General features: G+C 64.2%; 24 protein-coding genes and 1 pseudogene. 11 read left to right on the forward strand and 14 right to left on the reverse strand.

Annotation, left to right across the window (positions count from 1 at the left end; translation table 11 throughout):
- Positions 1 to 186: 186 nt before the first annotated feature.
- The 4 genes from htpG to IVA82_RS23035 form a co-directional block, all read right to left on the reverse strand.
- Complete coding sequence (gene htpG / locus IVA82_RS23020; RefSeq protein ID WP_247387304.1) at positions 187 to 2,064, reverse strand: molecular chaperone HtpG; 1,878 nt, start codon at positions 2,062 to 2,064, stop codon at positions 187 to 189.
- A 123-nt stretch (positions 2,065 to 2,187) separates the two neighbouring features.
- A complete protein-coding gene (locus tag IVA82_RS23025) occupies positions 2,188 to 2,592 on the reverse strand; it encodes a hypothetical protein (protein WP_247387305.1) in 405 nt (134 codons plus the stop codon).
- 249 nt (positions 2,593 to 2,841) lie between these two features.
- Positions 2,842 to 3,441: a nuclear transport factor 2 family protein gene (locus tag IVA82_RS23030; RefSeq protein ID WP_247387306.1), complete on the reverse strand. Its 600-nt coding sequence runs from the start codon at positions 3,439 to 3,441 to the stop codon at positions 2,842 to 2,844.
- Positions 3,442 to 3,618: 177 nt separating this feature from the next.
- Entirely contained in the window at positions 3,619 to 4,425 is an 807-nt protein-coding gene (locus IVA82_RS23035; RefSeq protein WP_187436476.1) for a response regulator, read from the reverse strand.
- A gap of 215 nt (positions 4,426 to 4,640) precedes the next feature.
- On the opposite strand from IVA82_RS23035, the gene IVA82_RS23040 reads away from it, so the two are divergent.
- Together IVA82_RS23040 and IVA82_RS23045 are read left to right on the forward strand one after the other, a co-directional pair.
- Positions 4,641 to 4,874: a NepR family anti-sigma factor gene (locus IVA82_RS23040; protein ID WP_247387307.1), complete on the forward strand. Its 234-nt coding sequence runs from the start codon at positions 4,641 to 4,643 to the stop codon at positions 4,872 to 4,874.
- Entirely contained in the window at positions 4,874 to 5,422 is a 549-nt protein-coding gene (locus IVA82_RS23045) for a sigma-70 family RNA polymerase sigma factor (protein ID WP_247387308.1), read from the forward strand. The genes IVA82_RS23040 and IVA82_RS23045 overlap by 1 nt, the downstream gene beginning before the upstream one ends.
- 107 nt (positions 5,423 to 5,529) lie before the next feature.
- On the opposite strand, the gene IVA82_RS23050 is transcribed toward IVA82_RS23045, so the two are convergent.
- The 8 genes and pseudogenes from IVA82_RS23050 to IVA82_RS23085 all read right to left on the reverse strand — a co-directional run bounded on the left by IVA82_RS23050 (position 5,530) and on the right by IVA82_RS23085 (position 14,144).
- The gene (locus tag IVA82_RS23050) at positions 5,530 to 6,231 is read right to left on the reverse strand and encodes a nitroreductase (protein ID WP_247387309.1); all 702 of its coding nucleotides are present in this window, start codon (positions 6,229 to 6,231) and stop codon (positions 5,530 to 5,532) included.
- Positions 6,232 to 6,366: 135 nt separating this feature from the next.
- The gene (locus IVA82_RS23055) at positions 6,367 to 7,611 is read right to left on the reverse strand and encodes an acyl-CoA dehydrogenase (protein WP_247387310.1); all 1,245 of its coding nucleotides are present in this window, start codon (positions 7,609 to 7,611) and stop codon (positions 6,367 to 6,369) included.
- A 123-nt stretch (positions 7,612 to 7,734) separates the two neighbouring features.
- Positions 7,735 to 8,982 carry an acyl-CoA dehydrogenase gene (locus IVA82_RS23060; RefSeq protein WP_247387311.1) on the reverse strand — a complete coding sequence of 416 codons (1,248 nt, stop codon included), beginning with the start codon at positions 8,980 to 8,982 and terminating at the stop codon, positions 7,735 to 7,737.
- Between the two features lie 146 nt (positions 8,983 to 9,128).
- A complete protein-coding gene (locus IVA82_RS23065) occupies positions 9,129 to 10,256 on the reverse strand; it encodes an acyl-CoA dehydrogenase family protein (RefSeq protein WP_247387312.1) in 1,128 nt (375 codons plus the stop codon).
- A 180-nt stretch (positions 10,257 to 10,436) separates the two neighbouring features.
- Positions 10,437 to 12,308, reverse strand: a complete 1,872-nt coding sequence (locus IVA82_RS23070; RefSeq protein ID WP_247387313.1) for an AMP-binding protein — start codon at positions 12,306 to 12,308, stop codon at positions 10,437 to 10,439.
- Positions 12,309 to 12,418: 110 nt separating this feature from the next.
- Positions 12,419 to 12,535: pseudogene (locus IVA82_RS23075) on the reverse strand (enoyl-CoA hydratase/isomerase family protein); the annotation flags it as partial.
- Positions 12,536 to 12,718: 183 nt separating this feature from the next.
- Complete coding sequence (locus IVA82_RS23080; RefSeq protein WP_247387314.1) at positions 12,719 to 13,477, reverse strand: SDR family NAD(P)-dependent oxidoreductase; 759 nt, start codon at positions 13,475 to 13,477, stop codon at positions 12,719 to 12,721.
- Between the two features lie 64 nt (positions 13,478 to 13,541).
- Positions 13,542 to 14,144 (reverse strand): TetR family transcriptional regulator, encoded by a 603-nt coding sequence (locus tag IVA82_RS23085; RefSeq protein WP_247387325.1) that lies wholly within the window; start codon positions 14,142 to 14,144, stop codon positions 13,542 to 13,544.
- 211 nt (positions 14,145 to 14,355) lie between these two features.
- Between IVA82_RS23085 and IVA82_RS23090 the strand changes: the two genes are divergently transcribed.
- Entirely contained in the window at positions 14,356 to 15,528 is a 1,173-nt protein-coding gene (locus IVA82_RS23090) for an acetyl-CoA C-acetyltransferase (protein ID WP_247387315.1), read from the forward strand.
- A gap of 189 nt (positions 15,529 to 15,717) precedes the next feature.
- Positions 15,718 to 17,262 carry an acyl-CoA synthetase gene (locus IVA82_RS23095; RefSeq protein WP_247387316.1) on the forward strand — a complete coding sequence of 515 codons (1,545 nt, stop codon included), beginning with the start codon at positions 15,718 to 15,720 and terminating at the stop codon, positions 17,260 to 17,262.
- Between the two features lie 57 nt (positions 17,263 to 17,319).
- On the opposite strand, the gene IVA82_RS23100 is transcribed toward IVA82_RS23095, so the two are convergent.
- Positions 17,320 to 17,862, reverse strand: coding sequence for a methylated-DNA--[protein]-cysteine S-methyltransferase (locus tag IVA82_RS23100; RefSeq protein WP_247387317.1), 543 nt, complete (start codon positions 17,860 to 17,862; stop codon positions 17,320 to 17,322).
- 139 nt (positions 17,863 to 18,001) lie between these two features.
- Here IVA82_RS23100 and IVA82_RS23105 point away from each other — a divergent pair, with 139 nt between their 5' ends.
- Positions 18,002 to 18,820, forward strand: a complete 819-nt coding sequence (locus IVA82_RS23105) for an alpha/beta hydrolase (protein ID WP_247387318.1) — start codon at positions 18,002 to 18,004, stop codon at positions 18,818 to 18,820.
- Between the two features lie 2 nt (positions 18,821 to 18,822).
- On the forward strand, positions 18,823 to 19,635 hold the full coding sequence (locus tag IVA82_RS23110) for an alpha/beta hydrolase (RefSeq protein WP_247387319.1): 813 nt from the start codon (positions 18,823 to 18,825) through the stop codon (positions 19,633 to 19,635).
- Positions 19,636 to 19,681: 46 nt separating this feature from the next.
- On the opposite strand, the gene IVA82_RS23115 is transcribed toward IVA82_RS23110, so the two are convergent.
- A complete protein-coding gene (locus IVA82_RS23115; RefSeq protein ID WP_247387326.1) occupies positions 19,682 to 20,137 on the reverse strand; it encodes a carboxymuconolactone decarboxylase family protein in 456 nt (151 codons plus the stop codon).
- A 101-nt stretch (positions 20,138 to 20,238) separates the two neighbouring features.
- On the opposite strand from IVA82_RS23115, the gene IVA82_RS23120 reads away from it, so the two are divergent.
- The 5 genes from IVA82_RS23120 to IVA82_RS23140 all read left to right on the forward strand — a co-directional run bounded on the left by IVA82_RS23120 (position 20,239) and on the right by IVA82_RS23140 (position 24,921).
- Positions 20,239 to 21,096 (forward strand): sigma-70 family RNA polymerase sigma factor, encoded by an 858-nt coding sequence (locus tag IVA82_RS23120; RefSeq protein ID WP_247387320.1) that lies wholly within the window; start codon positions 20,239 to 20,241, stop codon positions 21,094 to 21,096.
- 187 nt (positions 21,097 to 21,283) lie between these two features.
- Positions 21,284 to 21,961 carry a GntR family transcriptional regulator gene (locus tag IVA82_RS23125; RefSeq protein ID WP_247387321.1) on the forward strand — a complete coding sequence of 226 codons (678 nt, stop codon included), beginning with the start codon at positions 21,284 to 21,286 and terminating at the stop codon, positions 21,959 to 21,961.
- A gap of 147 nt (positions 21,962 to 22,108) precedes the next feature.
- Complete coding sequence (locus tag IVA82_RS23130) at positions 22,109 to 22,909, forward strand: phytanoyl-CoA dioxygenase family protein (protein WP_247387322.1); 801 nt, start codon at positions 22,109 to 22,111, stop codon at positions 22,907 to 22,909.
- A 191-nt stretch (positions 22,910 to 23,100) separates the two neighbouring features.
- A complete protein-coding gene (locus IVA82_RS23135; RefSeq protein ID WP_247493567.1) occupies positions 23,101 to 24,414 on the forward strand; it encodes a Gfo/Idh/MocA family oxidoreductase in 1,314 nt (437 codons plus the stop codon).
- Positions 24,415 to 24,645: 231 nt separating this feature from the next.
- Positions 24,646 to 24,921 carry a phage integrase N-terminal SAM-like domain-containing protein gene (locus IVA82_RS23140; RefSeq protein WP_247387324.1) on the forward strand — a complete coding sequence of 92 codons (276 nt, stop codon included), beginning with the start codon at positions 24,646 to 24,648 and terminating at the stop codon, positions 24,919 to 24,921.
- Positions 24,922 to 25,053: the final 132 nt, after the last annotated feature.

Here is a 25,053-nt window from a genome sequence, read left to right on the forward strand (position 1 = left end):
CGGCGGGATATCCTCCCCAATCTCAATAATCCCGACGCGGAGACGCCCCCCACCCCAACCCTCCCCCGCAAGCGGGAGAGGGAGCCCACTGCCGATGTCGCCGCATCGTGCACCCATATGCGATTGCCCTGCCCGCAAAGCGGAAGGGGAGCGCAGTGTGAGATGATTTCGCCGTCTACGGGGTCGCTATCCGCCGAGCCCCTGCAACACGAGCCGGTTCAGCCGTGCAGCAAACGCGGCGGGGTCCTCCGGTAGCTCGCCATCCAGGATCTGCGCCTGTTCGAGCAGGAGCAGGCTGAGGTCGTCGACCACCTTGGAGCCGGCTTGCGCCTTGGTGATCGCAGTCACCAGCGCATGGCGCAAATTGATCTCCAGGATCGGCTTGGTGGGCTTGCCGCGATTCTGCTGCGCCAGGATGCGCTCGAGCTCGCGGCTCGGCCCCTGGCTGTCGGCGACGAGGCAGGAGGCGGAGTTGGTGAGGCGCGTCGAAGCCTTGACGTCGCTGACACGTTCACCGAGCGCGGCCTTGATCACGGCGATGGTGCCGGCTTCGTCGGCGACGGGTTCCTCCTTCTTCGCCTCGTCGGCCTCGTCGACACGCGGGATCAGGTCGAGGTTGAGATCGCCCTGGCTCAGCGACTTCAGCGGCTTGCCCTCGAACTCCGATGGCATCGAGGTCCAGAAAGCGTCGACGGGATCGGACAGCAGCAGCACCTCGATGCCGCGCGCGGTCGCCGCCTCGAGCCGGGGATTGGACTTCAGCCGCTCGATGCTGTCGCCGACGAGATAATAGATCTCGGTTTGGTTCGGCTTGAAATCGGCGATGACGTCCTTGAGCGAACGCTTCTCGCCCGATGTGGTGGTGAAGCGCGACAGCACGAGCAGCTTTTCGCGGCGTTCGAAATCCTCGTAGATGCCCTCTTTCAGCACCGCGCCGAAGGCGTCCCAGATTTTCGCAAAGTTCTCCGGGTCCTTCTCGGCGAGGCTTTCGAGCTCGTTGACGACGCGGGTCGCCACGGCTTTCCGGATCTGCGCGAGTTGCGGATTGTTCTGGAGCATCTCGCGCGAGATGTTGAGCGGGAGGTCCTCGCTGTCGACGACGCCGCGGATGAAGCGCAGGTAACCCGGCAACAGATCGGCATCGTCGGTGATGAAGACGCGCCGCACATAGAGCTTGACGCGACCCTTGCGCGAGGGCTCGAACAGGTCGAACGGTTTTGTCGACGGTGCGAACAGCAGCACGGCGTAGGAGTAGCGGCCTTCGGCGCGATAGTGCAGCGTCATCGCGGGATCGTCGAAGGCGGGGCCGATCTGCTGATAGGCCTTCTTGTAGTCCTCGGCCGTCAGCTCCGATTTCGAGCGCTGCCACAGCGCGCTCGCCGAATTGATCTGGCGCGGCTCGCCCTGTTCCGGCACGAGTTCGATGGGAAAGAGGATATTGTCGGAATAGGCGCCGACGACGCGCTCGATCTCGTAAGTCTCGAGATATTTCTTGGCGTCATCCTTCAGGTGCAGGATGATCTCAGTGCCGCGCTGCACGCGCGCGGCGTCTTGCTCGCTGGCGCGGGCGATCTCGAAGCCCGAGCCGCCTGAGGAGGTCCAGCTCCAGACGTCGCTCTCGCTGGCGCGGCGGCTGACCACGACGATTTTCTCGGCGACCATGAAGGCGGAATAGAAGCCGACCCCGAACTGGCCGATCAGACCGAGACCGTCTTTGGCCTCCTTCAGTTTCGACACGAACGCCTTGGTGCCGGAGCGGGCGATGGTGCCGAGATGGTCGATCAGCTCCTGCCGCTCCATACCGATGCCGTTGTCGGCGATCGTGAGCGTGGAGGTTGCCTTGTTCGGGGCGATGCGGATCTTGAGCGAGTCGCCCTCACCCAGCAGCGCCGGATTGGCAATCGCCTCGTACCGCAATTTGTCGCAGGCGTCCGACGCGTTGGAGACGAGCTCGCGCAGGAAAATATCGGTCTCCGAATAGACCGAGTGCACCATGAGGTGCAAAAGCTCGGAAACCTCGGCCTGGAAGGGCTGCGTATGCGCAGCCGTATCTGACGTCGTCATGCGTTTACCCGGTCAAAGGAAAGGGAAGAAACCCGGGATATAACGCGCAGGGAGAAGGGATCAAGTGGACGTGATAGATCGCCCTCCCTGCGGGGAAGGCGATTTGTCCACGGCCGGCGGCGATCAGGTCAAGCAGCGCCCGGGCTGGAGCAGCTTGGCAACTTCGGTCAGGGAGCTGACCATCGGCTCGCAGGCGATCGTCGGCTTGTTGCGGCCCTGTTTCTGGTTCTGGTTGGGGAGCAGCACCGGCGGCTTCGCATTGCCGGTCTCGGTCGACGCGGGCACCCGCAGCAAGACGGACGTATCGGCGAGATCGTTCAGGCGCATCGAGACGGTGCGGGTTGGAGCCGGGGCCTGCTTGAGGTCGGCGAGCCGGTCGGCCTTGCCGGCGCGATTGACGACATCGCCGGATTTGTCCGCGACCGCCTGCCAGCGGTCGGCGAGATCGTGGCCGAAAGCCAGCTGCGCGGCGCCAAGTGTCGCGACAATCGCGACGGCTCCCAAAAATCCCTTATAAATCTGTGACATGGCAATCGATCCCTCGCCCCATGGCGATCGCGGGAACAACGCAAGCACAGGACCAGGAGTTCTCAGCGGCTAAGATCACTTAACCGTGTGCCAGAAAGTCGCGAGCCTCGGAAAATATTTTGCAACCGCCTGGAACGACTCCCGCGCCCGGGAGTCGTCCCAACAGCCGGCTATTCCCCCCTGCCCCATAAGCCGGCGACGTAGGGCGCGACTGTGGTGATGCCAGTCGCGCCCTGCTTTTTTTGGAGTTCATTTCGCCTTCCCCGCCAGCCACGTCTGTCCCTCGGCATAGAGCTTCTCGACCTCAGGCCCGGTCAGGCCCGGCATGTCGCGCTTGACCTTGTAGCCGATCAGCTCCTGCATGTAGGCGAGATGGCGGTAGCCTTCGGGCAGCGCAGCGAGCGCTTGGCTGTCGAGGCGGAGGGTTGCGGCGGGATCGACCGGATCGATACGGTCCTTCTCGTAGATCGGCTGGCGGCGAACGATGCCCCAATGGCCTTGCCGCCTTTCTAGGAAATCATAAAAGCGCCCGGTACAGACGACGTCGCAGGGCACGTCATGCACCGGCGCGCGCTGCGAGATCGTCATCTTGGTCTGGGCGATGGCGCGATCGCCGGAAAGGTCGATGCTGGTGCCGCCGAGGAAATGCAGGATGCGGACGCCCTTGGCGAACCCCTCCTGGCTGACGCGCATGAAATCCCGCGCTGGCCCCTGAAACCAGGTCGCGGACATCCAGCCTTCTTCGTGCCAGACCGTGGCAAAGCGCTCCCAGTCGCCGGCATCGCGCCAGACCGCCCAGTTCTCGATGAGATCGCGGATGGCGAGGCGGTCGAGGAGTTGCTGGTCCATGAACACGTCTCCGGTTGCGCTGCCGCGGCAACGCGGCCGCTGCACGAGGTATGAGCGGCGAATTCAACGGCCGTCAAGCGCGGCAAAACGACAGGAAAAATCCGGCGCACCTTGCGGCACGCCGGATCGGATCATCATCAGCCAATGTCAGGCCGCGGTTACGCCGCCGGCGCCTTCTTAAGCCGCAGGCGCCCTGGGCGCGCGGTTGCGCGAGTTGCGCTGGAAGAACAGCGCCTGGCTCGCCACCGCCGACACCATCGCTGGCTGGAACGGCTTCGAGATCAGGAACGCCGGCTCCGGCCGCTCGCCGGTGAGGAAGCGCTCCGGATAGGCGGTGATGAACACCACCGGCACCTCGAAAGTGCGCAGCAATTCGTTGACGGCGTCCAGGCCTGACGAACCGTCGGCAAGCTGGATGTCGGCGAGGATCAGGCCGGGCCGCTTGTTCTTGGCGAGCGCCACCGCGTCGGCATGGGTACGCGCGACGCCGACGACGTTGTGCCCGAGGTTCTTCACCAGGCTCTCGAGGTCCATGGCGATGAAGGTCTCGTCCTCTATGATCAGCACGTCGGTGGCGATCTCGGCAGCCATCTCGCGTCCTGCAGCGTCCGCCAGCCGCCGCGTCTCGGCGACGTCGGTGTTGAGGATGTAGGCGACTTCCTCTTCCGAAAATCCCTCGAGCGACAGCAGCAGGAACGCCTGCCGCGGCAGCGGTGTGATGTTCGACAGCCGCCGCTCCGGCGGCATCGGCAGGGTCGCCACTTCGGCATCATCGTTGACCGAGACCGAATTCCAGATCTGGGTGAACAGCCGGAATAGGCCGACCCGCGGTCCGTGGCTCTCGTCGAGCACCGACGGGTCTCCCAACATGGCTTCCAACATGGCTGCGACATAGGCGTCGCCGGAGGCCTGGCTGCCCGTCAGGGCACGTGCATACCGGCGCAACAACGGCAAGTGCTCAGCAACAAGCTGTGAACGGGACATCCCCACTCCATTCATCGGGCCCCAGCCTTCGGTGCATAACGAGGGGGAGGCCCTGGTTCCCCCGCACGGCTGATTACGCCCCAGATCAAGAAAAGTTCCGTAAGAGGCGGAACTTTTTATCGAACCTCGCATTGTGCCTAACTAGGGAACGGCTCCCGGTTGAGAAAATTTCTCTATTTTGCAGTCACTTAACTCGGGGAAACGTGGAACAGGTCATGAAAGATCTCAAGTCTCAAGCCAGCAGAAGCACGACCCCCGGCAAGGGAGGGCTCACTCCGGAGATTCAGTCCCGGATCGGGCACCAACTGCGCGCCATGTACGACGACGTCGTGCGGCAGGGGGTCCCGGATCGGTTCGCGGAGCTGATCAAGAAGCTTGATGCGCCGGGAGCGACGCCCCAAGTGGAAAATGACGGGGGCCCTAACGACAACAACAATGGGAGGGATTAATGCCTCTCACGGAATCCCTGCGCAATGACATCCTGGCGGCCGTGCCGAGTCTGCGCGCGTTCGCCATCTCACTCAGCGGCAATGCGGACCGTGCCGACGATCTGGTTCAGGAGACGCTGCTCCGCGCGCTTGCCAACATCGACTCGTTCCAGCCCGGCTCCAACCTGCCGGCGTGGCTGTTTACGATCCTGCGCAACCTGTTCCGCTCCGACTATCGCAAGCGGCGGCGGGAGGTCGAGGATGCGGAAGGCAACTATGCCAAGACGCTGAAAACGCAGCCCTCGCAGAACGCGCATCTCGAGTTCGAGGAGTTTCGCACGGCGCTCGAAAAGCTTCCGCAGGACCAGCGCGAAGCCTTGATCCTGGTTGGCGCCTCCGGCTTCTCCTACGAGGACGCAGCCTCGATCTGCGGCTGCGCGGTCGGCACCATCAAGAGCCGCGTCAACCGCGCCCGCTCGAAGCTCGCAGCGCTGCTCTATGTCGACGGCGCCGAAGATTTTGGGCCTGACGAGACTGTGCGCGCCGTCATCGGCGGCAGCGGCGGATAGCGGCTGGCGTCAATCGGACCCAGGCGACACATGTAAAGGCGGCCGTTCAACGGCCGTCTTCGTGAGAGTCCTTCCTGCGCAGCACGCAAGCGATGCGACGGATCCCGTCAGTCCTCCACAAACGTCACGGTATCTGCAACGCTCGCCCGCGAGGTGCGGTAGCTGTTGACCTTGTGGGCGTGGTCGGCATAGCCGAACGAGATGCCGCAGACGACGCGGCGGTCGTCCGAAAGATTAAAGTGACGTCGGATCAGGCCGGAATGGCGCGCTAATGCTGCCTGCGGAATGGTGCCGAGCCCGAGCGCCTCGGCGGCCAGCATGAAATTGCTGACATAGGCGCCACAATCGATCGCACCATAGATGCCGAGCGGCTCGTTGGTGTGGATGATCGCCACATGCGGCGCGCCGAAGAAATTGTAATTCTCCAGCGCCTGTTTCGCATAGGCCGCCTTGTCGCCGCGGGCGATGCCCAGCGTGTTGTAGAGCTGGAAGCCGCTTTCGCGTCGGCGCTCCAGATAGGTACCGACATATTCGCGCGGCGGCGTGAAATCGTAGTCATCGCCAAGACCGCTAGAGGCCTCCTTGTAGATCAGCTTGCGGAAGCGCTCCTTGGCCTCGCCGCTGGCGATCACGACCTGCCAGGGCTGGCTGTTGCACCAGGACGCGGTGCGCTGCGCGGTCTTCAGCACGTGCTCGATAGTGGCGCGATCGACTTGCTTCGGCAGGAAGGCGCGGACCGAATAGCGCTCATTGAGGAGCTCTTCGAGCACGCCGATGCGATCTTGGTTCTGGCTCGCTGTTGCATCCATGAATTAGCTCGTGCTCTTTTCTTTGTAGGGTGGGCAATGGCGCCGTAGCGTCGTGCCCACCAACAAACGTGCCCCGGAAGTATCTGCATGTGGTGGGCACGCTTCGCTTTGCCCATCCTACAAGATGCGGGATTATCACCGCCCGTTGGTCGGGATCTTGTTGAACGGTACGTCCTTGTCGACGCGGATGTCTCCGGGCAGACCGAGCACGCGCTCGGCGATGATATTGCGCAAGATCTCATCGGCGCCGCCGGCGATGCGCATCGAGGGCGAGGACAGCAGCATCTGCTGGAATTGGCCCTGCACCGTCTCCTCGTCGGTGCCCGTGAGAACGCCGGCCGCGCCCTGGAGGTCCATGGCGTAGGTGGCGATGTCCTGGAGCATCATGCCCGACACCAGCTTGCCGATGGAGTTTTCCGGGCCCGGTTGCTCGCCCTTGGACAGCGACGAGATCGCGCGGTAGCTGGTGTACTTCAACCCGCTCGACTTCACGGCCCAGCTCGCAAGTTTCGAGCGCACGGCGGGATCGTCGATGGCGAGCCCGTCCTCCAGCATCAGATTGGAGCAGAACTCGAACATCTCGGGAACGCCGGTCGCGAGCCGCGAACCGATCGACATGCGTTCGTTCATCAACGTGGTCAGCGAGACGCTCCAGCCCTCGCCGACGGCGCCGAGACGCTGGCTGTCCGGGATCACGACGTCGGTAAAATAGACCTCGTTGAACTCCTGCATGCCGTTGGCCTGCTTGATCGGGCGCACCTCTACGCCCGGGCTCTTCATGTCCAGGAAGAACATGGTGAGGCCCTTGTGCTTGGGCACGTTAGGATCGGTACGCGCGATCAGCAAACCGTAGTCGGAATAATGCGCACCCGAGGTCCATATCTTCTGGCCGTTGACGATCCAGTTCTCGCCCTTCTTCTCCGCCCGCGTGCGAAGCCCTGCGACGTCGGAGCCGGCGGACGGTTCGGAAAACAGCTGGCACCAGATCTCCTCGCCGGAGGCGAGCTTCGGCAGATGGCGGCGCTTGGCCTCCTCGCTGCCCCAGGCCATCACGGTCGGGCCGCACATGCCTTCGCCGATCTGGAACGGCTGCGTCAGCTTGCCGTAGACATCCTCCTCCTGCTGCCAGATCACGCGCTCGATCGGGGTGGCGCCGCGGCCGCCGTATTCCTTCGGCCAGTGCAGGCAGGCCCAACCACCTTCGGCCTTCTTCTTCTGCCAGGCCTTGCCGACATCGACGATATCGTGATTGGCGAGCCGGATGCGGCCGAGCGAGGATTTTGATAGCTCCGCCAAGAACTCCTTCGGCGCGTTGGCATCGATCCATTTGCGCGCGGTCTCGCGGAATGCGGCTTCCTGCGGCGTGTCGTCGAAATTCATGACGGACCTCTCAATGCTTGCTCGGTGCATAGGGTGGGCAAAGCGAAGCGTGCCCACCGCCTTTCCTCGTGCTCGACAGAATTGGTGGGAACGGCGCCACGCGCCTTTGCCCACCCTACGATTCTAACTTCTTCCCTTCGTCGGGATCTTGTTGAACGGCACGTCCTTGTCGACCCGGATATCGCCGGGTAGGCCCAGCACCCGTTCGGCGATGATGTTGCGCATGATCTCGTCGGTGCCGCCTTCGACTCGGGTGCCCGGCGCGCGGAGCAGCATCGCCTGGAAGCGGCCGGCGACTTCGGCATCTTCGGGACCGCTGACCACGCCGACGGCGCCTTGGAGATCGAGCGCGTAGGTCGCGACGTCCTGGATCATCGAGCCAGCCACCAGCTTGCCGATGGAATTCTCCGGTCCCGGCCGCTCGCCCTTCGACAGCGCCGAGATCGCGCGCATGCTGGTGTATCGCAGCCCGCTCGCCTTCACCGCCCAGTTCGCCAGCTTCGAACGCACCGCGCGATCCTCGATCGCGGGACCGTCGTCCAGCATCAGGCTGGAGCAATAGTCGAACAGTTCCGGAAAGCCGGTCGAGACGCCCGCGCCGATCGACATGCGTTCGTTCATCAGCGTGGTCAGCGAGACGTTCCAGCCATCATTGACCTCGCCGAGGCGCTGGTGATCGGGGATGCGGACATTGGTGAAATAGACCTCGTTGAAGTCGGAGGCGCCGCTCGCCTGCTTGATCGGCCGCACCTCGACGCCGGGGCTCTTCATGTCGAGGAAGAACATGGTGAGGCCCTTGTGCTTGGGCACGTTGGGATCGGTACGGGTCAAGAGGATCCCGTAGTCGGAATAATGCGCGCCCGACGTCCAGATCTTCTGCCCGTTGATGACCCAGTCGTCACCGTCCTTCTCGGCGCGCGTGCGCAGGCCCGCGACGTCGGAGCCGCCGGCGGGCTCGGAGAACAGCTGGCACCAGACCTTTTCGCCGGAGGCGAGCGGCGGCAGATAGGTGCGCTTATGTTCCTCGCGCGCGAAGGCCATCATGGTCGGCCCGCACATGCCATGACCAATGATGAACATGCCGGAGAGCTTGCCGAACGGGCCCTCCTCCTGCTGCCAGATCACGCGCTCGATCGGCGAGGCACCGCGGCCGCCATAGTCCTTGGGCCAGTGCAGGCAGGCCCAGCCGGCATCAGCTTTCTTTTTCTGCCAGGCCTTTGCGACCTCCAGAATATTGGCGTTCTTGAGCTGGGTGCGGCCGAGCGAGGATTTGCGCAGCTCGTCCTCATACTGCCTTGGCGCGTTCGCCGCGATCCAGGCGCGGGCTGTGGCGCGGAATTCGGCTTCTTGCGGGGTATCGTCGAAGTTCATGGCTCTTCTCGTGTCTTCGTAGGGTGGGTTAGCCGAAGGCGTAACCCACCACTTCTCTGGAGCGTTGTTGCGGCCCGATGGTGGGTTACGCCTCTCGGATTGCGTTTCGCGCATCCGCGGGGCTAACCCACCCTACGCATCTATCATTACGCCGCGTTCTTCTTGCGCATCCGATCGATCAACTGGTCTTCCCAATAGGACAGGCTGCCGAGCCCGAGCGCCATCGCGTTGGCACGGCGGTAGTACATGTGGCAGTCGAACTCCCAGGTGAAGCCCATGCCGCCATGGACCTGGATATTGTTCTTGGCGCAGTGCTGGAACGCCTGCGCCGCGCTGATGCGCGCGGCGGCTGCGGCTTCCGGCAATTCGGCCGCATTGGTCGAGAGCGCCCAGGCGCCATAATAGCTGTTGGAGCGCGCCAGCGTCGCCGACACGTACATGTCCGCGAGCATGTGCTTGACCGCCTGGAACGAGCCGATCTGGCGACCGAAGGCGATGCGATCGAGCGCGTAGTCGCGGCCCATCTCCAGCGCACGGTCGGCGCCGCCGACCTGCTCGAAGGCACAGAGCACGGCGGCCCGGTCGAGCACCTCCGTGAGGATGCTCCAGCCCTCGCCCGCCGCGCCAAGCGGCTCGGCCTTGCAATCGTTGAAGGTAATCTCAGCCTGCCCGCGGGTCGGATCGAGATTGGTCAAGCTCTTCACCTCAACGCCGCCGCCCCTAAGATCGACCAGGAACAGCGAGATCTCACTGTCACGCCCGCTCGATCCCGTACGCGCGGCAACCACCGCGAAGTTCGCGATGGCACCATCGGCGACCGGCCGCTTGACGCCGTTGAGCACTCCGTTCGAAGCAGCCAGGTTGATGTTCTTCGGCGCCGGATTGCCCTTGCCCTCGAACAGCGCCAGCGTGCCGATCGCCTCGCCAGAGGCGATTGCGGGCAGCCACTTCTTCTTCTGCGCGTCGCTGCCGGCGATCAGCAGCGCTTCCGCAGCGAGATAGACGGTCGAGGAAAACGGCACCGGCGCGTTGGCACGGCCCATTTCTTCGGCGATCACGCAGAGCTCGAGATGGCCGGCACCGGTGCCACCGAAGTCTTCGGGAATCGCGACGCCCAGGAAACCCATCTCGGCAAGGCCCTTCCACAGCTCCTTGTCATAGGGTGCCTTGCCGTCGAGCACCACGCGCACCGCCTTGGGTGAGCATTTTTCGGTAAGGAATTTGCGCGCCTGATCGCGGAGTTGTTTTTGATCGTCGGAGAAATCAAAGTTCATGGCGACCTCTTATTCGTTGTCGTTAATTGATGCGGTCATTCCGGGGCGCGACAACGTCACGAACTATGATGCGCAATTGCGCATCTGAGAATCCATTTCGCCACGCGTATGCGGCCTGATGGATTCCGGGCCTGGCCCTGCGGGCCATCCCGGAATGACGAGTGGAGAGGGTTCGCGCTTTCATCGCAGCACGATCACACCCTGATCCGGTGTGTCCGCATAGAGCCGCGCCACCAGCGCGGCGCGGCGCTCGAGGCCGGCGCGCTGGTTGATGTAGCCCTTGTCGGTGAGCTCGTTGCCGTCGATCGAGGGCGGCTCGGCCATCAGCATGGCGCGCGCGATGATGCGGCTGCTGGCGCCTTCGCACTCTTTGTTGTGAGCCTCCAGCCCGCGCCTGAAGCAGGCGATCACCTCGGGATGCTTCACGGCGTCCTCGAAACTCAGGTCTGGATTACCAACGAGCTGGCGGCAGGCGTGCAGGTTCGGCCAGGCCAGCAGGCCGATGAAGGGACGATCCTGTCCCGCGACCAGCGCGTCGTGCACGACGGGCGTGGCGGCGGCGATCGCATCGGTGCGCAGCGAGCCGACATGGACGAAGGTGCCGGTGGTGAGCTTGAAGTCCTCCACCACGCGGCCGGCGAAAATAATGCCCTGCACCGGATCGGCATCGTCGACAAAGACTCCGGCATCGCCGATGCAGTAAAAACCTTCCTCGTCGAACATCTTCCTGGTCAGATCAGGCTGGCCGAAATAGCCGGGCGTGACATTGACGCCGCGCAGGCGCAGCTCGTATTTCGATCCGCACGGCACCATCTTCAATTCCACGCCGGGGAACGGCAGGCCGATCAGGCCTACCCGCTCGGTGTCCCAATAGGTGCCGGTCGAGGTCGGCGCGGTCTCGGTCGAGCCCCAGCCGGTGTAGAACACAATGCGTTCGCCCGTGGTCTTCACGGCGAGGGCCTGCATGCGGTCGTAGAGATCGTCCGGCAGCCGCGCGCCGCCATAGGCCATGATCGAAAGGTTCTTGAAAAAGGAGCGGCAGAGCGCATCGTCCTTCTCCATGGCCGCTGCCAGCGCGGCATAGCCAGCGGGCACGTTTGCGTAATAGGTCGGCGAGACCTCGCGAAGATTGCGCAGCGTTTCCTCGAACTGCCCCGGCAACGGCCGGCCGTCATCGATATACAGCGTGCCGCCATCGACCAGGATCGGGTGAAACGCCGCGTTGCCGCCCATGGTGTGGTTCCACGGCATCCAGTCCAGCATGGTCGACAGCGGGCCGCCGGGCGTGCGCGGCCGCACCTGCATCATCATCGCCGCATTGGCGCACATCATCTCCTGCGTGTTGATGACGGCTTTTGGCATGCCGGTCGAACCGGAGGTGAACAGCAGCTTGCCGACGGTCTTGGGCGTGATCTTCGCGATCGACGCTTCGACCTCGGCGGTCACCGGCGTCGCGGCGAGTTCGGCAAAGCTGACGCTGTTGATGCCCTCGCAGGGCCGCACGACGTGAACGACGGTGACGCCGGTGAGGTCGAGCGCTTTCAGCGCCTCCTCGAAGGTCGGGCCATCCTGCACCATCACCACGGCCGGCTTGATCAGATCAAACAGGTACTTCAGCTTGACGTGATCGTGGCTCATCAAGGAGTAGGCCGGCGACACCGGTGCCGCCGGCGAGCGCGCCTGCATCGCGGCCTGCGTCATCAGCGCGTGCTCAATCGAATTGCCGGAGAGAATCGCGACCGGGCGGCCATCGAGGCCGAGATCGAGCAGGCCCTGCGTCAGCGCATCCACAATGCGCTTGGCTTCACCGTAGGAGACCTTTCGCCACGCGCGATCAGCGCCGCCACGCTGTGCGAGCCAGATGCGCTCCGGCGCTTCCCTCGCCCATTTCGCCAACGAGGCCGGGATGTGCTTCTCGTAGGGCTGCAAGGGAATGCGCGACTTCAGCACCACCGTGCCGTCGTTGCCGCGTTCGACGTCGATGTCGCGCGCCAGCCACTCCACCTTGCGAAAGACGGGCTTCGTCATCACCGCTGCCGCACTCCCACTCATTTTGCGTCTCCCGGAATTACTCGTCCTTTGCGGATCGTTCTCGTTCAGCGCTGATATAGACAGGCTTTCGCTTCTCAAGGAAGGCCTGATGCCTTCCGAAAATCCTCGTGGAAATGGACATTCAACGCATTGATCGGTGCAGGATCGAGCGCGTTGAGGCTTTCGGGACGATTGAGCGTCACCCCGTCGACGCGGTCGTCGCGCTCGATCAGCAACGGTTGGGACATGCGAGCCTCGTATATCCGCGCGTAAGGTGGCTGTTATTGCGCCCTCGCCCCTTGTGGGAGAGGGCAAGTACGCCGCCAACCCCAGAACTCGCTTGGGTGAGGGGTTTGTCTCCGCGGAGAGAACCCCTCATCCGGCGCTTCGCGCCACCTTCTCCCACAAGGGAGAAGGGACGAGAGCATCGCCTACCTTGGCGCCATGCGAATAGCGCCGTCGAGGCGGATGGTTTCGCCGTTGAGCATCGGATTCTCGACGATGTGCACGGCGAGCGAGCCGTATTCGGAGGCATCGCCGAGGCGCGCGGGATGCGGCACCTGGGCACCGAGGCTCTTGCGGGCCTCTTCGTTCAGGCCCATCAGCAGCGGCGTCAGGAACAGGCCGGGCGCGATGGTATTGACGCGAATTTTTTGGCTCGCGAGGTCGCGGGCTGCCGGCAGGGTCAAGCCGACGACGCCGCCCTTCGACGCCGAATAGGCGATCTGACCGATCTGGCCTTCGTAAGCAGCGACCGACGCCGTATTGATGACGACGCCGCGCTCTTCACCAATGGGCTCTGCGGTAACGAGGCGCTCGGCGAACAGCCGCAGGCAGTTAAAGGTGCCGATCAAATTGACGTTGATGATGCGGGCAAACTTCGCCAGCGGATAAACACCGTCCTTACCGACGATGCGCTGCGAGCCGCCGATGCCGGCGCAGTTCATCAGCACGCGCGCGACGCCATGGGCGGCTTCCGCCTTGGCGATGGCAGCCTTGATGCCGTCCTCGTCGGTGACGTCGGCATGGAGGGCGACGCCCTTCACTTCGGCCGCAACCTTCTCGGCGTTTTCCTTGCTCTGGTCGATCACGCCGATCCTGGCGCCCTTGGCGGCCATGGCGCGGGCGGTCGCGGCTCCGAGGCCCGACCCACCGCCGGTGATGAGAACGGCAACGTCTTTCAACTGCATCGCTTATACCTTTCCTCTACCTTTTCCTTGGGCGTTTCTTCTCTGGACTTGAGTTTCGGCCGCATCATCCGGCCGCGGCAGCTTCCTCGGTTCTCGTGAGGATTCCGCCGCAGATCAGCGTTTCCATGTGCTTGATATATTGCCGGCAGACTTCGTCGGTGACCGGGCCGACGCCGGTTGCACGAGACATCGCGTGCCGGCCGAAGAACAGATGATCGCAGGCGCCGATCAGGCTGGTGTAGAACAGCACCGGATCGGTTTGGCGAAACTCGCCGTGGCTGACGCCTTCGGCGAGCAGCCGACGATGAAAATCGAGCAACGGCGCCACGAAGAATTTCGAGACTTCGTCGGCGGAGCCCGCGATGCTCTCGTGCAGCAGATAATGGATCAGCCGGTTCATGTAGGGAAACCGGTGATAGGCGCGGATGATGCCGCCGATATGCAGCTTCAGCTTCGCGGTCGACGTAATCGGCTGCGCCAGCAGATATTCGAGATTGGACAGCTCGGTCGCGGCATCGCGCGCGAGCAGCGCTAGCAGCAGGCCGTCCTTGTTGCCGAAGTGATATTTGACCAGCGCGGCATTGGCGCCGGACTTCTGGGCGATGTCGCTCAGCGAAATCTCGATCGACGAGCGCTCGATCATCAGCTCGCTCGCGGCCACGAGCAATTTCTCTGCCGTGGAATTCTTTCCGCTGGGGAGCCTGTTCGGTACGCTGGTGGTCACGGAAATCCCTGTTCTGGCCGCACGCGCGGGCCGCAGATAAGCCCAAGCAGCGCCTCATCACAAGAGTTAATTGATCGATTGACTAAATGATCTCGCGCCCCTTAAATCCGCCCCGACAACCAACTCATTCAGAACAATCCAGGGAGAAACCGACATGGCCGAGGCTTACATCGTCGCCGCTGCACGTACCGCCGGCGGGCGCAAGGGGGGCCGCCTCGCGGGCTGGCATCCGGCCGATCTCGCCGCAAAGGTGCTGGACGAGCTGGTCGACCGCACCAAGGTCGATCCGGCCCTGGTCGAGGACGTGATCATGGGCTGCGTGATGCAGGTGGGCGAGCAGTCCAACAACGTCGCGCGCAACGCGATCATGGCTTCGAAGCTGCCGGAGAGCGTGCCGGGCACCTCGATCGACCGCCAGTGCGGCTCCTCGCAGCAGGCGCTGCACTTTGCAGCGCAGGCCGTGATGTCCGGCGCGATGGACGTGGTGATCGCTGCCGGCGTGGAATCGATGACGCGCGTGCCGATGGGCCTGTCGTCGCAGCTCCCGGCCAAGAACGGCTTTGGCAACTACAAGAGCCCGGGCATCGAGCAGCGCTATCCCAACATCGTGTTCAGCCAGTTCACCGGCGCCGAGATGATGGCTGAGAAATACGGCCTGTCGAAGAATGAACTCGACGAGTACTCCTACAACAGCCATCAGCGCGCGATCGCGGCCACCCAGGCCGGCCACTTCAAGAAGGAGATCGTGCCGCTCGAGATCACCCGCGCCGACGGCTCCAAGGATACCCATCACATCGACGAGGGCATCCGCTTCGACGCCACGCTCGACGGCATCAAGGGCGTCAAGCTGATCGCGGAGAACGGCAAGCTCTCCGCGGCCAGCGCCAGCCAGATCTGCGACGGCGCCTCCGGCGTCCTGGTGGTGAACGAGCGCGGCCTGAGGCAACTTGGCGTCAAGCCGCTGGCGCGCGTCCATCACATGACCATGATGGGCGGCGATCCCGTGATCATGCTCGACGCCCCGCTGCACGCCACCAAGCGCGCGCTTGAGAAAGCCGGCATGACGATCGACGATATCGACCTGTTCGAGGTCAACGAGGCCTTCGCCTCGGTGCCGACCGCGTGGCTCAAGAGCACCGGCGCCGATCCGGAACGTCTCAACGTCAACGGCGGCGCCATCGCGCTCGGCCATCCCCTCGGCGGCTCCGGCACCAAGCTGATGACGACGCTGGTCCACGCGCTGCACCAGCGCGGCAAGCGCTATGGCCTGCAGACCATGTGCGAAGGCGGCGGCATGGCGAATGTGACGATCGTGGAGCGGCTGTAGACTTCTTCCACGCAGATGGTGTCGTCCCGGACAAGCGCGCCTCAAGCGCGCGCCGATCCGGGACCCATAATCACAGGAGGCTGTGGTTGTGCTGCGCTGAAGCTCCATCTTGTCTCAACAACCGAGGCCTGTGGTTATGGATCCCGGCCTTCGCCGGGATGACACCTGTTTTGTTGCGAGATCTCCGCTATGACCCACCCCTCCATCCATGCCCGCACCACGCCCGACAAGATCGCCTACCAGATGGCCGGCACCGGCAAGGCGATCACCTATCGCGAGCTCGACGAGCTCTCGAACCAGGGCGCAAACCTGTTCCGCTCGCTCGACTTGAAGGCCGGCGACCACATCGCGCTGCTGATGGAGAACCGCCTCGCTTTCATGGAGATCTGCTGGGCGGCGCAACGCAGCGGACTCTATTACACCGCGATCAGCCGCTATCTGAAGCAGGACGAGATCGAGTACATCATCGCTGATTGCGGCGCCAAGGTCGTGATCACCACACCGAAATGCGCCGATCAGATCAAGGGCCTGATCAAAGGCGCCGCCGGTGAGCCGATCTTCTACATGATGGACGAGCCGCTGCCCGGCTTCCGCTCCTACGACAAGGCAGCGGCTGCGCAGCCGACGACGCCAATCGCGGACGAAGTCGCCGGCTACGACATGCTGTATTCGTCAGGCACCACCGGCCGCCCCAAAGGCATCAAGAAGGCGTTCGAGGGCAAGCCGATCGACGAGCCGAACGCGTTCTTGCGCGTGCTCTGCGCCAACATGTGCGGCATGAACGCCGACACAATCTACCTCTCGCCGGCGCCACTCTATCACGCGGCGCCGTTGCGCTTCAACATGATGGCGATTGTGCTCGGCGGCACCTCCATCATCATGGAGCATTTTGACGCCGAAGAGTTTTTGAAGCTGGTCGAGAAGCACAAGGTGACGCAGTCGCAGCTGGTGCCGACCATGTTCGTGCGCATGCTCAAGCTGCCGGACGAGGTCCGCACCAAATACAACGTCTCCACACTGAAGGGTGCGATCCACGCCGCCGCGCCCTGCCCGGTCGACGTCAAAGCCAGGATGATCGAATGGTGGGGACCGATTCTGATCGAGTATTATGCCGGCTCGGAAGGCAACGGCGTCACCGTTTGCAATTCGAAAGAATGGCTGGAGCATCGCGGCAGCGTCGGCCGCGCCGTGGTCGGCAAGATCAAGATTCTGGACGAGAACGACGACGAGCAGCCGGTCGGCGAAATCGGCACGGTCTATTTCGCCGATGCGCCGGCCTTCACCTATCACAACGATCCCGAGAAGACGAAGAAGGCCTACAACGCCAAGGGCTGGTCGACGCTCGGCGACGTCGGCTATCTCGACAAGGACGGCTTCCTCTTCCTCACCGATCGCAAGTCCTACATGATCATCTCGGGCGGCGTGAACATCTATCCGCAGGAGACAGAGGACGTGCTGATCACGCACCCCGAGGTCGCCGACGTCGCGGTGTTTGGCGTGCCGAACGAGGAAATGGGCGAAGAGGTCAAGGCGGTGGTGCAACCGCACGATCCCAAGCGCGCCGGCAAGGAGCTCGAGGCCGACCTGATCGCCTACTGCAAGGGCCGCCTCTCCGCGATCAAGTGCCCGCGCTCGGTCGATTTCGAGGCCGAGCTGCCGCGCACGCCGACCGGCAAGCTGGTGAAGCGCCATTTGCGCGATCGCTACTGGCCGAAGGCGGCGGCTAAGATCTAGCGGTTGCGCTCTCGTGCTTCATCATGACCGGCCTTGTCCCACCCATGACGGTGGGCCTCAATCAAACAAGCTCGGCGTATGGTTCACCAGCGCGCCTTCGATCTCGAGCATCTTCAATTTCGTCACTACGCCGCCATTCGCCGAAAAGCCGCCGGGCTTGTTGCCGGCCGCCAGCACGCGATGGCAGGGCACGACGATCGGGCACGGGTTGCGGCCGAGCGCCTGGCCGACGTCGCGCGACAGCTCGACCCCGCCGAGGCGCTTGGCGATGTCGCCGTAGGTGACGGTCTTGCCGGGCGGAATGGTGCGGGCGATCTCGTAGACGCCGCGGTTGAAGTCGGGCACGCCGTCGAGATCGAGCGGTATGTCGGTGAGGTCATCCGGCTCGCCCGCGAGCAGTTTGACGATACGGTCGATCGCCTGCTGCACCTCGGCCGTCGGCTCGGCCTCGCTGGCATCGGCATGGCGCTGACTGATGCGGGTACGGATCTTCTGCTCGCCGCCCATCGGCAGTTGCACGCCGTTGATGCCACGCGGCCCCCAGGCGATGGCGCATAGGCCGATCCTGGTCTCAAACAGGGTGAAATGCTGGTCGGTCATGATCTGGTTCCCGGCTTCTCGTCCTTGTTGCAGGCCCCAGTGTGATCTGCTGCCAAATCTAGGCTTGGAAATAGTTGCGATCCACCCGGTTTCCGGGAATCTTGCACAGGAGTTCCGCACCCCTTCTGGTGAGCCAAGAATGCAAAGCCTCCACGTCAACGGTTACGACATGCCCTATCTCGACGTGGGGGAGGATAGAGGCCGGCCGCCGCTGGTCTGCGTGCACGGCTCGCTCAACGACTTCCGCGTCTGGGGCTGCGTGCTCGGGCCGCTCACGCAGCGGCACCGGGTCATCGCTCTCAGCCTGCGGCACTTCTTCCCGGAGCGGTGGGACGGCATGGGCGATACCTATTCGATCAGCCAGCATGTCGACGACATCATCGCCTTCATCGAGAAGCTCGATCTGGGTCCGGTCGATCTGATGGGCCATTCTCGCGGCGGGCACATCTGCTTTCGCGCGGCACAAGCGCGGCCGGAGCTGCTGCGGCGGTTGATCCTCGCCGAGCCCGGCGGCGAGCTCGATGCGAGTCTCGATCCGGATTATACCGGCGGGCCCTCGCCGCTGCTGGCGCGCTTCACGGCCTCAGCCGAGAAGATCGCGGCGGGCGATGTCGACGGCGGCCTCGCGGTGTTCGTGGACACGCTGGAGGGACCCGGCACCTGGCCCCGGCTGCCGGCGATGGTGAAACAGAATTTGCGCGACAACGCCTTCACGTTAATCGGCCAGGTCCGCGACAACCGTCCGCCCTTCTCGAAGGCGGATGCGGAGGCGATCAAAATGCCGACGCTGTTCATCCTGGGGGCGCGGACCAAGGGCGTGCTGCCGAAGGTGCTGCATGCGCTCGCCGCGCACGTCCCGTATGCGAAGACGGCGATCATCCCGAATGCGACGCATCCGATGTTCGAGCAGGCGCCGCAAAAATACTCCGAAGTGGTCCTGGACTTTCTGGCGGGCTGATCATGCAGACATTTCGCGTCAATGGTTACGACATGGCCTATCTCGAAGTCGGAGAAGGGCCGCCGCTGGTCTGCGTGCACGGCACGCTCGGCGACTTTCGCACCTGGTACTCGGTGCTCGGCCCGCTGTCGAAGGCGCATCGCGTCATCTCGGTGAGCCTGCGGCATTTCTTTCCCGAGCATTGGAATGCCATCGGCGACGATTACAGGATGGCGCAGCACGTCGCCGATGTGATCGCCTTCATCGCGCAGGTCGAGCCCGCTCCGGTCGATCTGATGGGACATTCACGCGGCGGCCACATCGCGTTTCGGGTGGCGCAGGCGCGGCCTGATCTGGTGCGAAAGCTGGTGCTGGCCGAGCCCGGAGGCGATCTCGATGCCAGCTTGCCGGTGCAGGCCGGCACGCCTGCGCATCCACCGCTGGCCGCGCGCACGGCGCGATCGGTCGAGATGATCCGCGCCGGCGACATCGAGGGCGCGCTGCAGAACTTCTACGAAGGCATCGAGGGCGACGGCTCGTGGCGTCGGGTACCGGCGGCGGCAAAACAGCAATTGCGTGACAACGCCATCACCTTCCTAGGCCAGATCAACGAGCAGCGCAGACCCTACACGCTTGCGGATGCGCAGGCGATCAGGACGCCGACGCTGCTGATCGGCGGCGGTGCGACCACCGGCAGCCTGTCGGTGATGTGGCGTGTGCTGGCCGAACACATCGCCGGCGCCAAGACGGCGGTCATTGCGAATGCCGGCCACTGGATGTTCGAACAGGCGCCGCTGGAGGTTGGCGAGGCGGTGAACGCGTTTCTGGCGGAGTAGCCCTCTTTCCCTCTTCGTGACTGGAGAGGGAAAGAAAGTGCCGCGCTCACACCTTCCACACGCCGACCGGCATCTTGATCGTGGCGTTGAGCCGGTTCCAGACGTTGATCGTCGCGATCGAGAGGATCAGGGTTGCGAGCTCGCGCTCGTCGAAATGCTTGGCCGCCTCGTTCCAGATCGCATCCGGCACCGGATCTTCGCGATCGGCGAGACGGGTGACGGCTTCGGTCAGCGCCAGCGCGGCGCGCTCGGCGTCGGTGAAATAGGGCGCGTCGCGCCAGGCCGACACCGCGAACAGGCGCTCGTCGGTCTCACCCAGCTTGCGGGCGATCTTGGGATGCATGTCGACACAGACGCTGCAGCCGTTGATCTGGCTGGCGCGCAGGTGCACCAGTTCCAGCAGCTTTCCCGGCAGCCCCTGCTTGGTCAGGTTACCCAGGGCTTGCAGGACGTTCATGGCTTCGGGCAGAACCATGACCGGATGGTTCATACGAGCGTGCATCATTTTCTTCGTCTCCGTTTAAGAATGTCGACGGTTCCGGTCACATCGGCCGGATTGGCGTCGTCATGGGGGTGACGGATCGCGATCAGGGAATGTGACCGATGACTGAAGAAAATTTTCTCAGCCACCAGTTCGAGGCCAATCGGCAGCATTTGCGCAGCGTCGCCTACCGGATGCTGGGATCGCGCGGCGAGGTCGATGACGCCGTGCAGGAGGCCTGGCTACGGCTCAGCCGCAGCGACAGGTCCGATGTCGCCAACCTCAAGGGCTGGCTGACCACGGTGGTCGCGCGCATCTGTCTCGACATGCTGCGCGCACGAAAATCGCGCCGGGAAGACCCGATGGACCCGCACGTGCCGGAGCCCGTCGACGAGGCGCGGGAGCGCGAGGCGGAGATGGCCGATTCCGTCGGCGCAGCACTGCTCGTCGTGCTCGAAACGCTGCAGCCGGCGGAGCGGCTCGCCTTCGTGCTGCACGACATGTTCGCCGTTCCGTTCGAGGAGATCGCGCCGATCGTCGGCCGCTCGGTCGACGCTTCACGCCAACTTGCGAGCCGCGCACGGCGTCGCGTGCAAGGAGCGCCGGTGCCGGAGACGGATCTGTCGCGGCAGCGGAAGATCGTCGATGCCTTCCTCGCGGCCTCGCGGGAAGGCAATTTCGAGCGCCTGCTTGCGGTGCTCGATCCCGACGTGGTGTTCCGCGCCGATCAGGCCGCAGTCCGGCTCGGCTCGCTGCCGGAAGTCCGCGGCGCCGATGCCGTTGCGCAGATCTTCAAGGGCCGCGCGCAGACCGCACGGCCGGCGCTGGTCGACGGCGAGATGGGTATCGCTGTTATCTTGGGCGGCCATCTGCGGATTGCGCTGCGCGTCGGCTTCAGCGGCGACCGGATCGCTGGGATCGAGGCGATGGCGGATGCGGAGCAGATCGCGGCCCTCGAGGTGGAGGTGCTGGAGCCCTGAGACAGGGGAGCACTTTTTCTCGAAAACAACCGCGTGCACAGTAGCCGGGCCAAGTAATATCAATAGCTTAGCGGCAGCCAAACGGAGACCGGTGCAGCGGCCGGAGCGCTTGACGCGCTCGGCCTGCCGCCGTAAATTCGCACACGGAATTCCGTATTCCACTGCATGAGCTGTTGGAGCTTCCGGCGTGATCCCTCTCGACCCGCTCCCGAACCTGATCGACCAGGTCTATGCACGGATCCTGGAGGCGATCTCGGACCGCACGCTGCAGCCCGGCCAGCGCATTCGCCAGAACGAACTCGCCGACAAGCTCGGCGTATCGCGCCAGCCGGTGTCGCATGCGCTGCATCTGCTGCACCGGCAGGGGCTGGTCGCCGAGAGCGGCCGGCGCGGCTTTGAAGTCACCCAGCTCGATCCCTCGCGCATTCGCCAGCTCTATGAGGTGCGCGGCGCGATCGATGCGCTGGCGGCTCGGCTCGCCGCGGAGCGCGCGGCAAGCGACGCAGCGGGGCGCGCACGGCTCGATGCGGCGCTCGCCGCCGGACGCCGGACCGATGGCAAGACGCCGCTCGCCGAGCTCATCGCGCTCGACGTCGACTTTCACCGCGCAATCTATCAGCTCGCCGGCAATCCCGTGATCGAGCAGACGATTGCGCCGCAATGGCCGCACATGCGCCGCTCGATGGCGACCGTGCTGTCTGAGCTCGACTATCGCGGCAGCGCCTGGGCCGAGCATGCTGATATCGCCGGGCACATTCTCGCAGGCGACGCCGAGGCCGCCGAGCGCACGGCGCTGGCGCATGCGCAAACGGCGGGACGGATGACTGAGGAGAGATTGAGGGCGAGCGAAGAGGTGGCGGCGTAGATCACGATCTCCGTCGCCGTCATGCCGGGCTTGTCCCGGGCATCCACGCTCTTCCGGACGTGGAGCGAAGACGTGGATGGCCGGGTCAAGCCCGACCATGACGGCAGAAAAAATACGACAAAAACAAACAACCAAGGAGGACGACCCATGAGACTGTCCCAGGAGCAATTGGAGTTCTTCGACCGCGAGGGCTGGCTGTTTCTGCCCGAGCTGTTCAGGGCGGAGGAGGTCGACTTGCTGGCGCGCGAGGCGGTCGGGATCTACGACGCCAACCGGCCCGAGGTCTGGCGCGAGAAGAGCGGCGCGCCGCGCACGGCGTTTGCCGCGCATCTCTACAACGAGGCGTTCCGCATCCTTGGCGCGCATCCGCGCATGATCGACCCGGTCGAGCAGCTGTTCGGCGAGCCGGTCTACATGCACCAGTTCAAGATCAACGCGAAATCGGCCTTTACCGGCGACGTCTGGCAATGGCACCAGGACTACGGCACCTGGAAGCGCGACGACGGCATGCCGGAGCCGCGCGCCATGAACATCGCGATCTTCCTCGACGAGGTGATGCCGATCAACGGACCGCTGATGCTGGTGCCGCGCAGCCAGAACGCCGGCGATCTCGAAGCCTCGCATGATCTTGCGACGACCTCCTATCCGCTGTGGACGCTGGATGAGGCGACGGTGACGCGGCTGGTCGAGCAGGGCGGCATCGTCGCGCCGACCGGCAAGCCCGGCGGCATGCTGATGTTCCACGGCAATCTCGTGCACGGCTCGGCCGGCAACATCACGCCCTATCCGCGCAAGATCGTGTACCTGACCCTGAACGCGGTCTCGAACTACATCCGAACGCCGACGCGGCCGGACTACATCGCGCATCGCGATTTTGCGCCGATCAGGACGGTGGACGATGATGCGCTGCTGCGGCTCGCACGTGCGCCGCGGCAGGCGGCGGAGTAAAGCCGCCGTCACGGGCGTGATCCACCTCTCCCGTTGGGAGAGGTCGGCGCGAAGCGCCGGGTGAGGGGTTATGCCCTCTCGTCGGAGCTGCGGCCCCTCACCCGGTTTGCTGCGCAAACCCACCTCTCCCCTCCGGGGAGAGGTGGACCGAGCACAAACCGCATCAGCAATGCTGAACTATTGGAAGCCCCATGAACCTCCACCGCCTCCTCCAAGCCCGCGTCTCTGCCGGCAAGCCGGTCCGTGTCGCGCTGATCGGCGCCGGCAAATTCGGCTCGATGTTTCTGGCGCAGGTGCCGCACACACCAGGGCTGGAGGTGCCCATCATCGTCGACATCGACCGCGACCGAGCGCGCGAGGCCTGCCGCACCGTTGGCTGGGATACGGCACGCATCGCCGCGACCACCTTCACCGACGACGGCGCACGCGCCATTGCCGGCGGCGCGATGGACGTCGTGGTGGAGGCGACCGGCAATCCCGCCGTCGGCATCCGCCACGCGCGCGCGGCGATCGCGGCGGGCAAGCATATCGTGATGGTCAATGTCGAGGCCGACGTGCTGGCGGGTCCGCTGCTGGCCGAGGAAGCGCGCAAAGCGGGCGTGGTCTATTCGCTCGCCTATGGCGACCAGCCGGCGCTGACGGCGGAGATGGTCGACTGGGCCCGCGCCACCGGCTTTCGCGTCGTCGCCGCCGGCAAGGGCACGAAATATCTGCCGGCCTATCACGACGTGACGCCGGATGGCGTCTGGCAGCATTACGGCCTGACCGCAGGCGAAGCGCAGTCGGCCGGGATGAATCCGCAGATGTTCAACTCGTTCCTCGACGGCACCAAATCGGCGATCGAGATGGCCGCGATCGCCAATGCCTGCGGGCTCGACGTGCCCACGGAGGGATTGTTGTTTCCGCCCTGCGGCGTCGACGATCTACCACACATCATGCGGCCGCGCTCGCGCGGCGGCGTGCTGGAGCGGTCCGGCGTGGTGGAGGTCGTCTCCTCGCTCGAGCGCGACGGGCGGCCAGTGTTTCGCGATTTGCGCTGGGGCGTCTATGTCGTCCTGGAGGCGCCGAACGACTATGCCGCCGACTGCTTCAGGCAATATGGCCTCAAGACCGACGCCAGCGGACGCTTCGCAGCAATGTACAAGCCCTATCATCTGATCGGGCTCGAGCTGAACATCTCGATCCTGTCGGCGGCGCTGCGGGGCGAGCCGACCGGCCAGGCGACGGGCTTCCGCGGCGACGTCGCGGCCGTGGCCAAGCGGCCTTTGCGCGCCGGCGAGATGCTGGACGGCGAAGGCGGGTACACGGTGTGGGGCAAGCTGGTGCCGGCGGCGGCGAGCCTCAAGGCTGGCGCGCTGCCGATCGGCCTCGCGCATCGGGTCAAGTTGAAGCACGACGTAGCCCACGGCGAGATCGTGCGCTGGAGCGATGTTGAGTTCGACCCCAACAACGAGACGGTGAAGACGCGCAGGGCGATGGAGGCGACGTTCGCGAAGGAAGGTTAGGGGCGGCGTACTCGTAGTCGAGATTCGTTGCCACGGCTTGAGCGATGTCCGTTAGCCGATGCTTTGCGGACTCAAGCTGGACATCGCCTCAGGTCGGCCATGTGCCAGAGGACTAAACCGCTCGCGCGGTAGGACGCTGCGGCCGGCAGCGCAGCCAAGAGGATAGCGTAACGGGGCGTCCTGTTTTGAGATGAGGGGTTCGCAACCTTCACCCAAAACAGGAGCATCCCCATGACCGACGAGGCAGTGAGCCCGCTGCGCCGGCGCATGATCGAAGACATGACGATCCGCAAGTTCGCGCCGAAGACCCAACATGACTACGTGCAAAGAATCAAGAACTTCGCCGCGTTCCTCGGGCGATCACCGGATACCGCGACTTTCGAGGACGTGCGTCGGTATCAGCTGCATCTGGCATCGAGCGGCGTTGGCGTGCCGACCATCAATCAGACCGTCTCGACGCTGCGGTTCTTCGTGAGCGTCATCCAGGGACCACGCGCTGAGGGCTGATCTGATCGATTAGGAAGATCTCGTGAACTGAATTCATGACGAGGTCTCCCACCATGTCTAAGGATAGTCGTAAGGATAGCGATACGGATAGGCATGCGCCTATCCTCAAGGATTCTGCTGACACGCTGCAGC

Origin of the sequence: Bradyrhizobium sp. 142, assembly GCF_023074015.1 — a bacterium.
Lineage (GTDB): Bacteria > Pseudomonadota > Alphaproteobacteria > Rhizobiales > Xanthobacteraceae > Bradyrhizobium.

Bases quoted from the DNA above. Each gene is read 5' to 3' on its own strand.
- IVA82_RS23030 (WP_247387306.1), bottom strand. From the start codon at position 3,441: ATGGACCAGCAACTCCTCGACCGCCTCGCCATCCGCGATCTCATCGAG.
- IVA82_RS23050 (WP_247387309.1), bottom strand. From the start codon at position 6,231: ATGGATGCAACAGCGAGCCAGAACCAAGATCGCATCGGCGTGCTCGAA.
- IVA82_RS23040 (WP_247387307.1), top strand. From the start codon at position 4,641: ATGAAAGATCTCAAGTCTCAAGCCAGCAGAAGCACGACCCCCGGCAAG.
- htpG (WP_247387304.1), bottom strand. From the start codon at position 2,064: ATGACGACGTCAGATACGGCTGCGCATACGCAGCCCTTCCAGGCCGAG.
- IVA82_RS23055 (WP_247387310.1), bottom strand. From the start codon at position 7,611: ATGAATTTCGACGACACGCCGCAGGAAGCCGCATTCCGCGAGACCGCG.
- IVA82_RS23140 (WP_247387324.1), top strand. From the start codon at position 24,646: ATGACCGACGAGGCAGTGAGCCCGCTGCGCCGGCGCATGATCGAAGAC.
- IVA82_RS23060 (WP_247387311.1), bottom strand. From the start codon at position 8,982: ATGAACTTCGACGATACCCCGCAAGAAGCCGAATTCCGCGCCACAGCC.
- IVA82_RS23070 (WP_247387313.1), bottom strand. From the start codon at position 12,308: ATGAGTGGGAGTGCGGCAGCGGTGATGACGAAGCCCGTCTTTCGCAAG.
- IVA82_RS23090 (WP_247387315.1), top strand. From the start codon at position 14,356: ATGGCCGAGGCTTACATCGTCGCCGCTGCACGTACCGCCGGCGGGCGC.
- IVA82_RS23045 (WP_247387308.1), top strand. From the start codon at position 4,874: ATGCCTCTCACGGAATCCCTGCGCAATGACATCCTGGCGGCCGTGCCG.
- IVA82_RS23120 (WP_247387320.1), top strand. From the start codon at position 20,239: ATGACTGAAGAAAATTTTCTCAGCCACCAGTTCGAGGCCAATCGGCAG.
- IVA82_RS23100 (WP_247387317.1), bottom strand. From the start codon at position 17,862: ATGACCGACCAGCATTTCACCCTGTTTGAGACCAGGATCGGCCTATGC.
- IVA82_RS23105 (WP_247387318.1), top strand. From the start codon at position 18,002: ATGCAAAGCCTCCACGTCAACGGTTACGACATGCCCTATCTCGACGTG.
- IVA82_RS23080 (WP_247387314.1), bottom strand. From the start codon at position 13,477: ATGCAGTTGAAAGACGTTGCCGTTCTCATCACCGGCGGTGGGTCGGGC.
- IVA82_RS23130 (WP_247387322.1), top strand. From the start codon at position 22,109: ATGAGACTGTCCCAGGAGCAATTGGAGTTCTTCGACCGCGAGGGCTGG.
- IVA82_RS23115 (WP_247387326.1), bottom strand. From the start codon at position 20,137: ATGCACGCTCGTATGAACCATCCGGTCATGGTTCTGCCCGAAGCCATG.
- IVA82_RS23025 (WP_247387305.1), bottom strand. From the start codon at position 2,592: ATGTCACAGATTTATAAGGGATTTTTGGGAGCCGTCGCGATTGTCGCG.
- IVA82_RS23110 (WP_247387319.1), top strand. From the start codon at position 18,823: ATGCAGACATTTCGCGTCAATGGTTACGACATGGCCTATCTCGAAGTC.
- IVA82_RS23035 (WP_187436476.1), bottom strand. From the start codon at position 4,425: ATGTCCCGTTCACAGCTTGTTGCTGAGCACTTGCCGTTGTTGCGCCGG.
- IVA82_RS23095 (WP_247387316.1), top strand. From the start codon at position 15,718: ATGACCCACCCCTCCATCCATGCCCGCACCACGCCCGACAAGATCGCC.
- IVA82_RS23135 (WP_247493567.1), top strand. From the start codon at position 23,101: ATGAACCTCCACCGCCTCCTCCAAGCCCGCGTCTCTGCCGGCAAGCCG.
- IVA82_RS23065 (WP_247387312.1), bottom strand. From the start codon at position 10,256: ATGAACTTTGATTTCTCCGACGATCAAAAACAACTCCGCGATCAGGCG.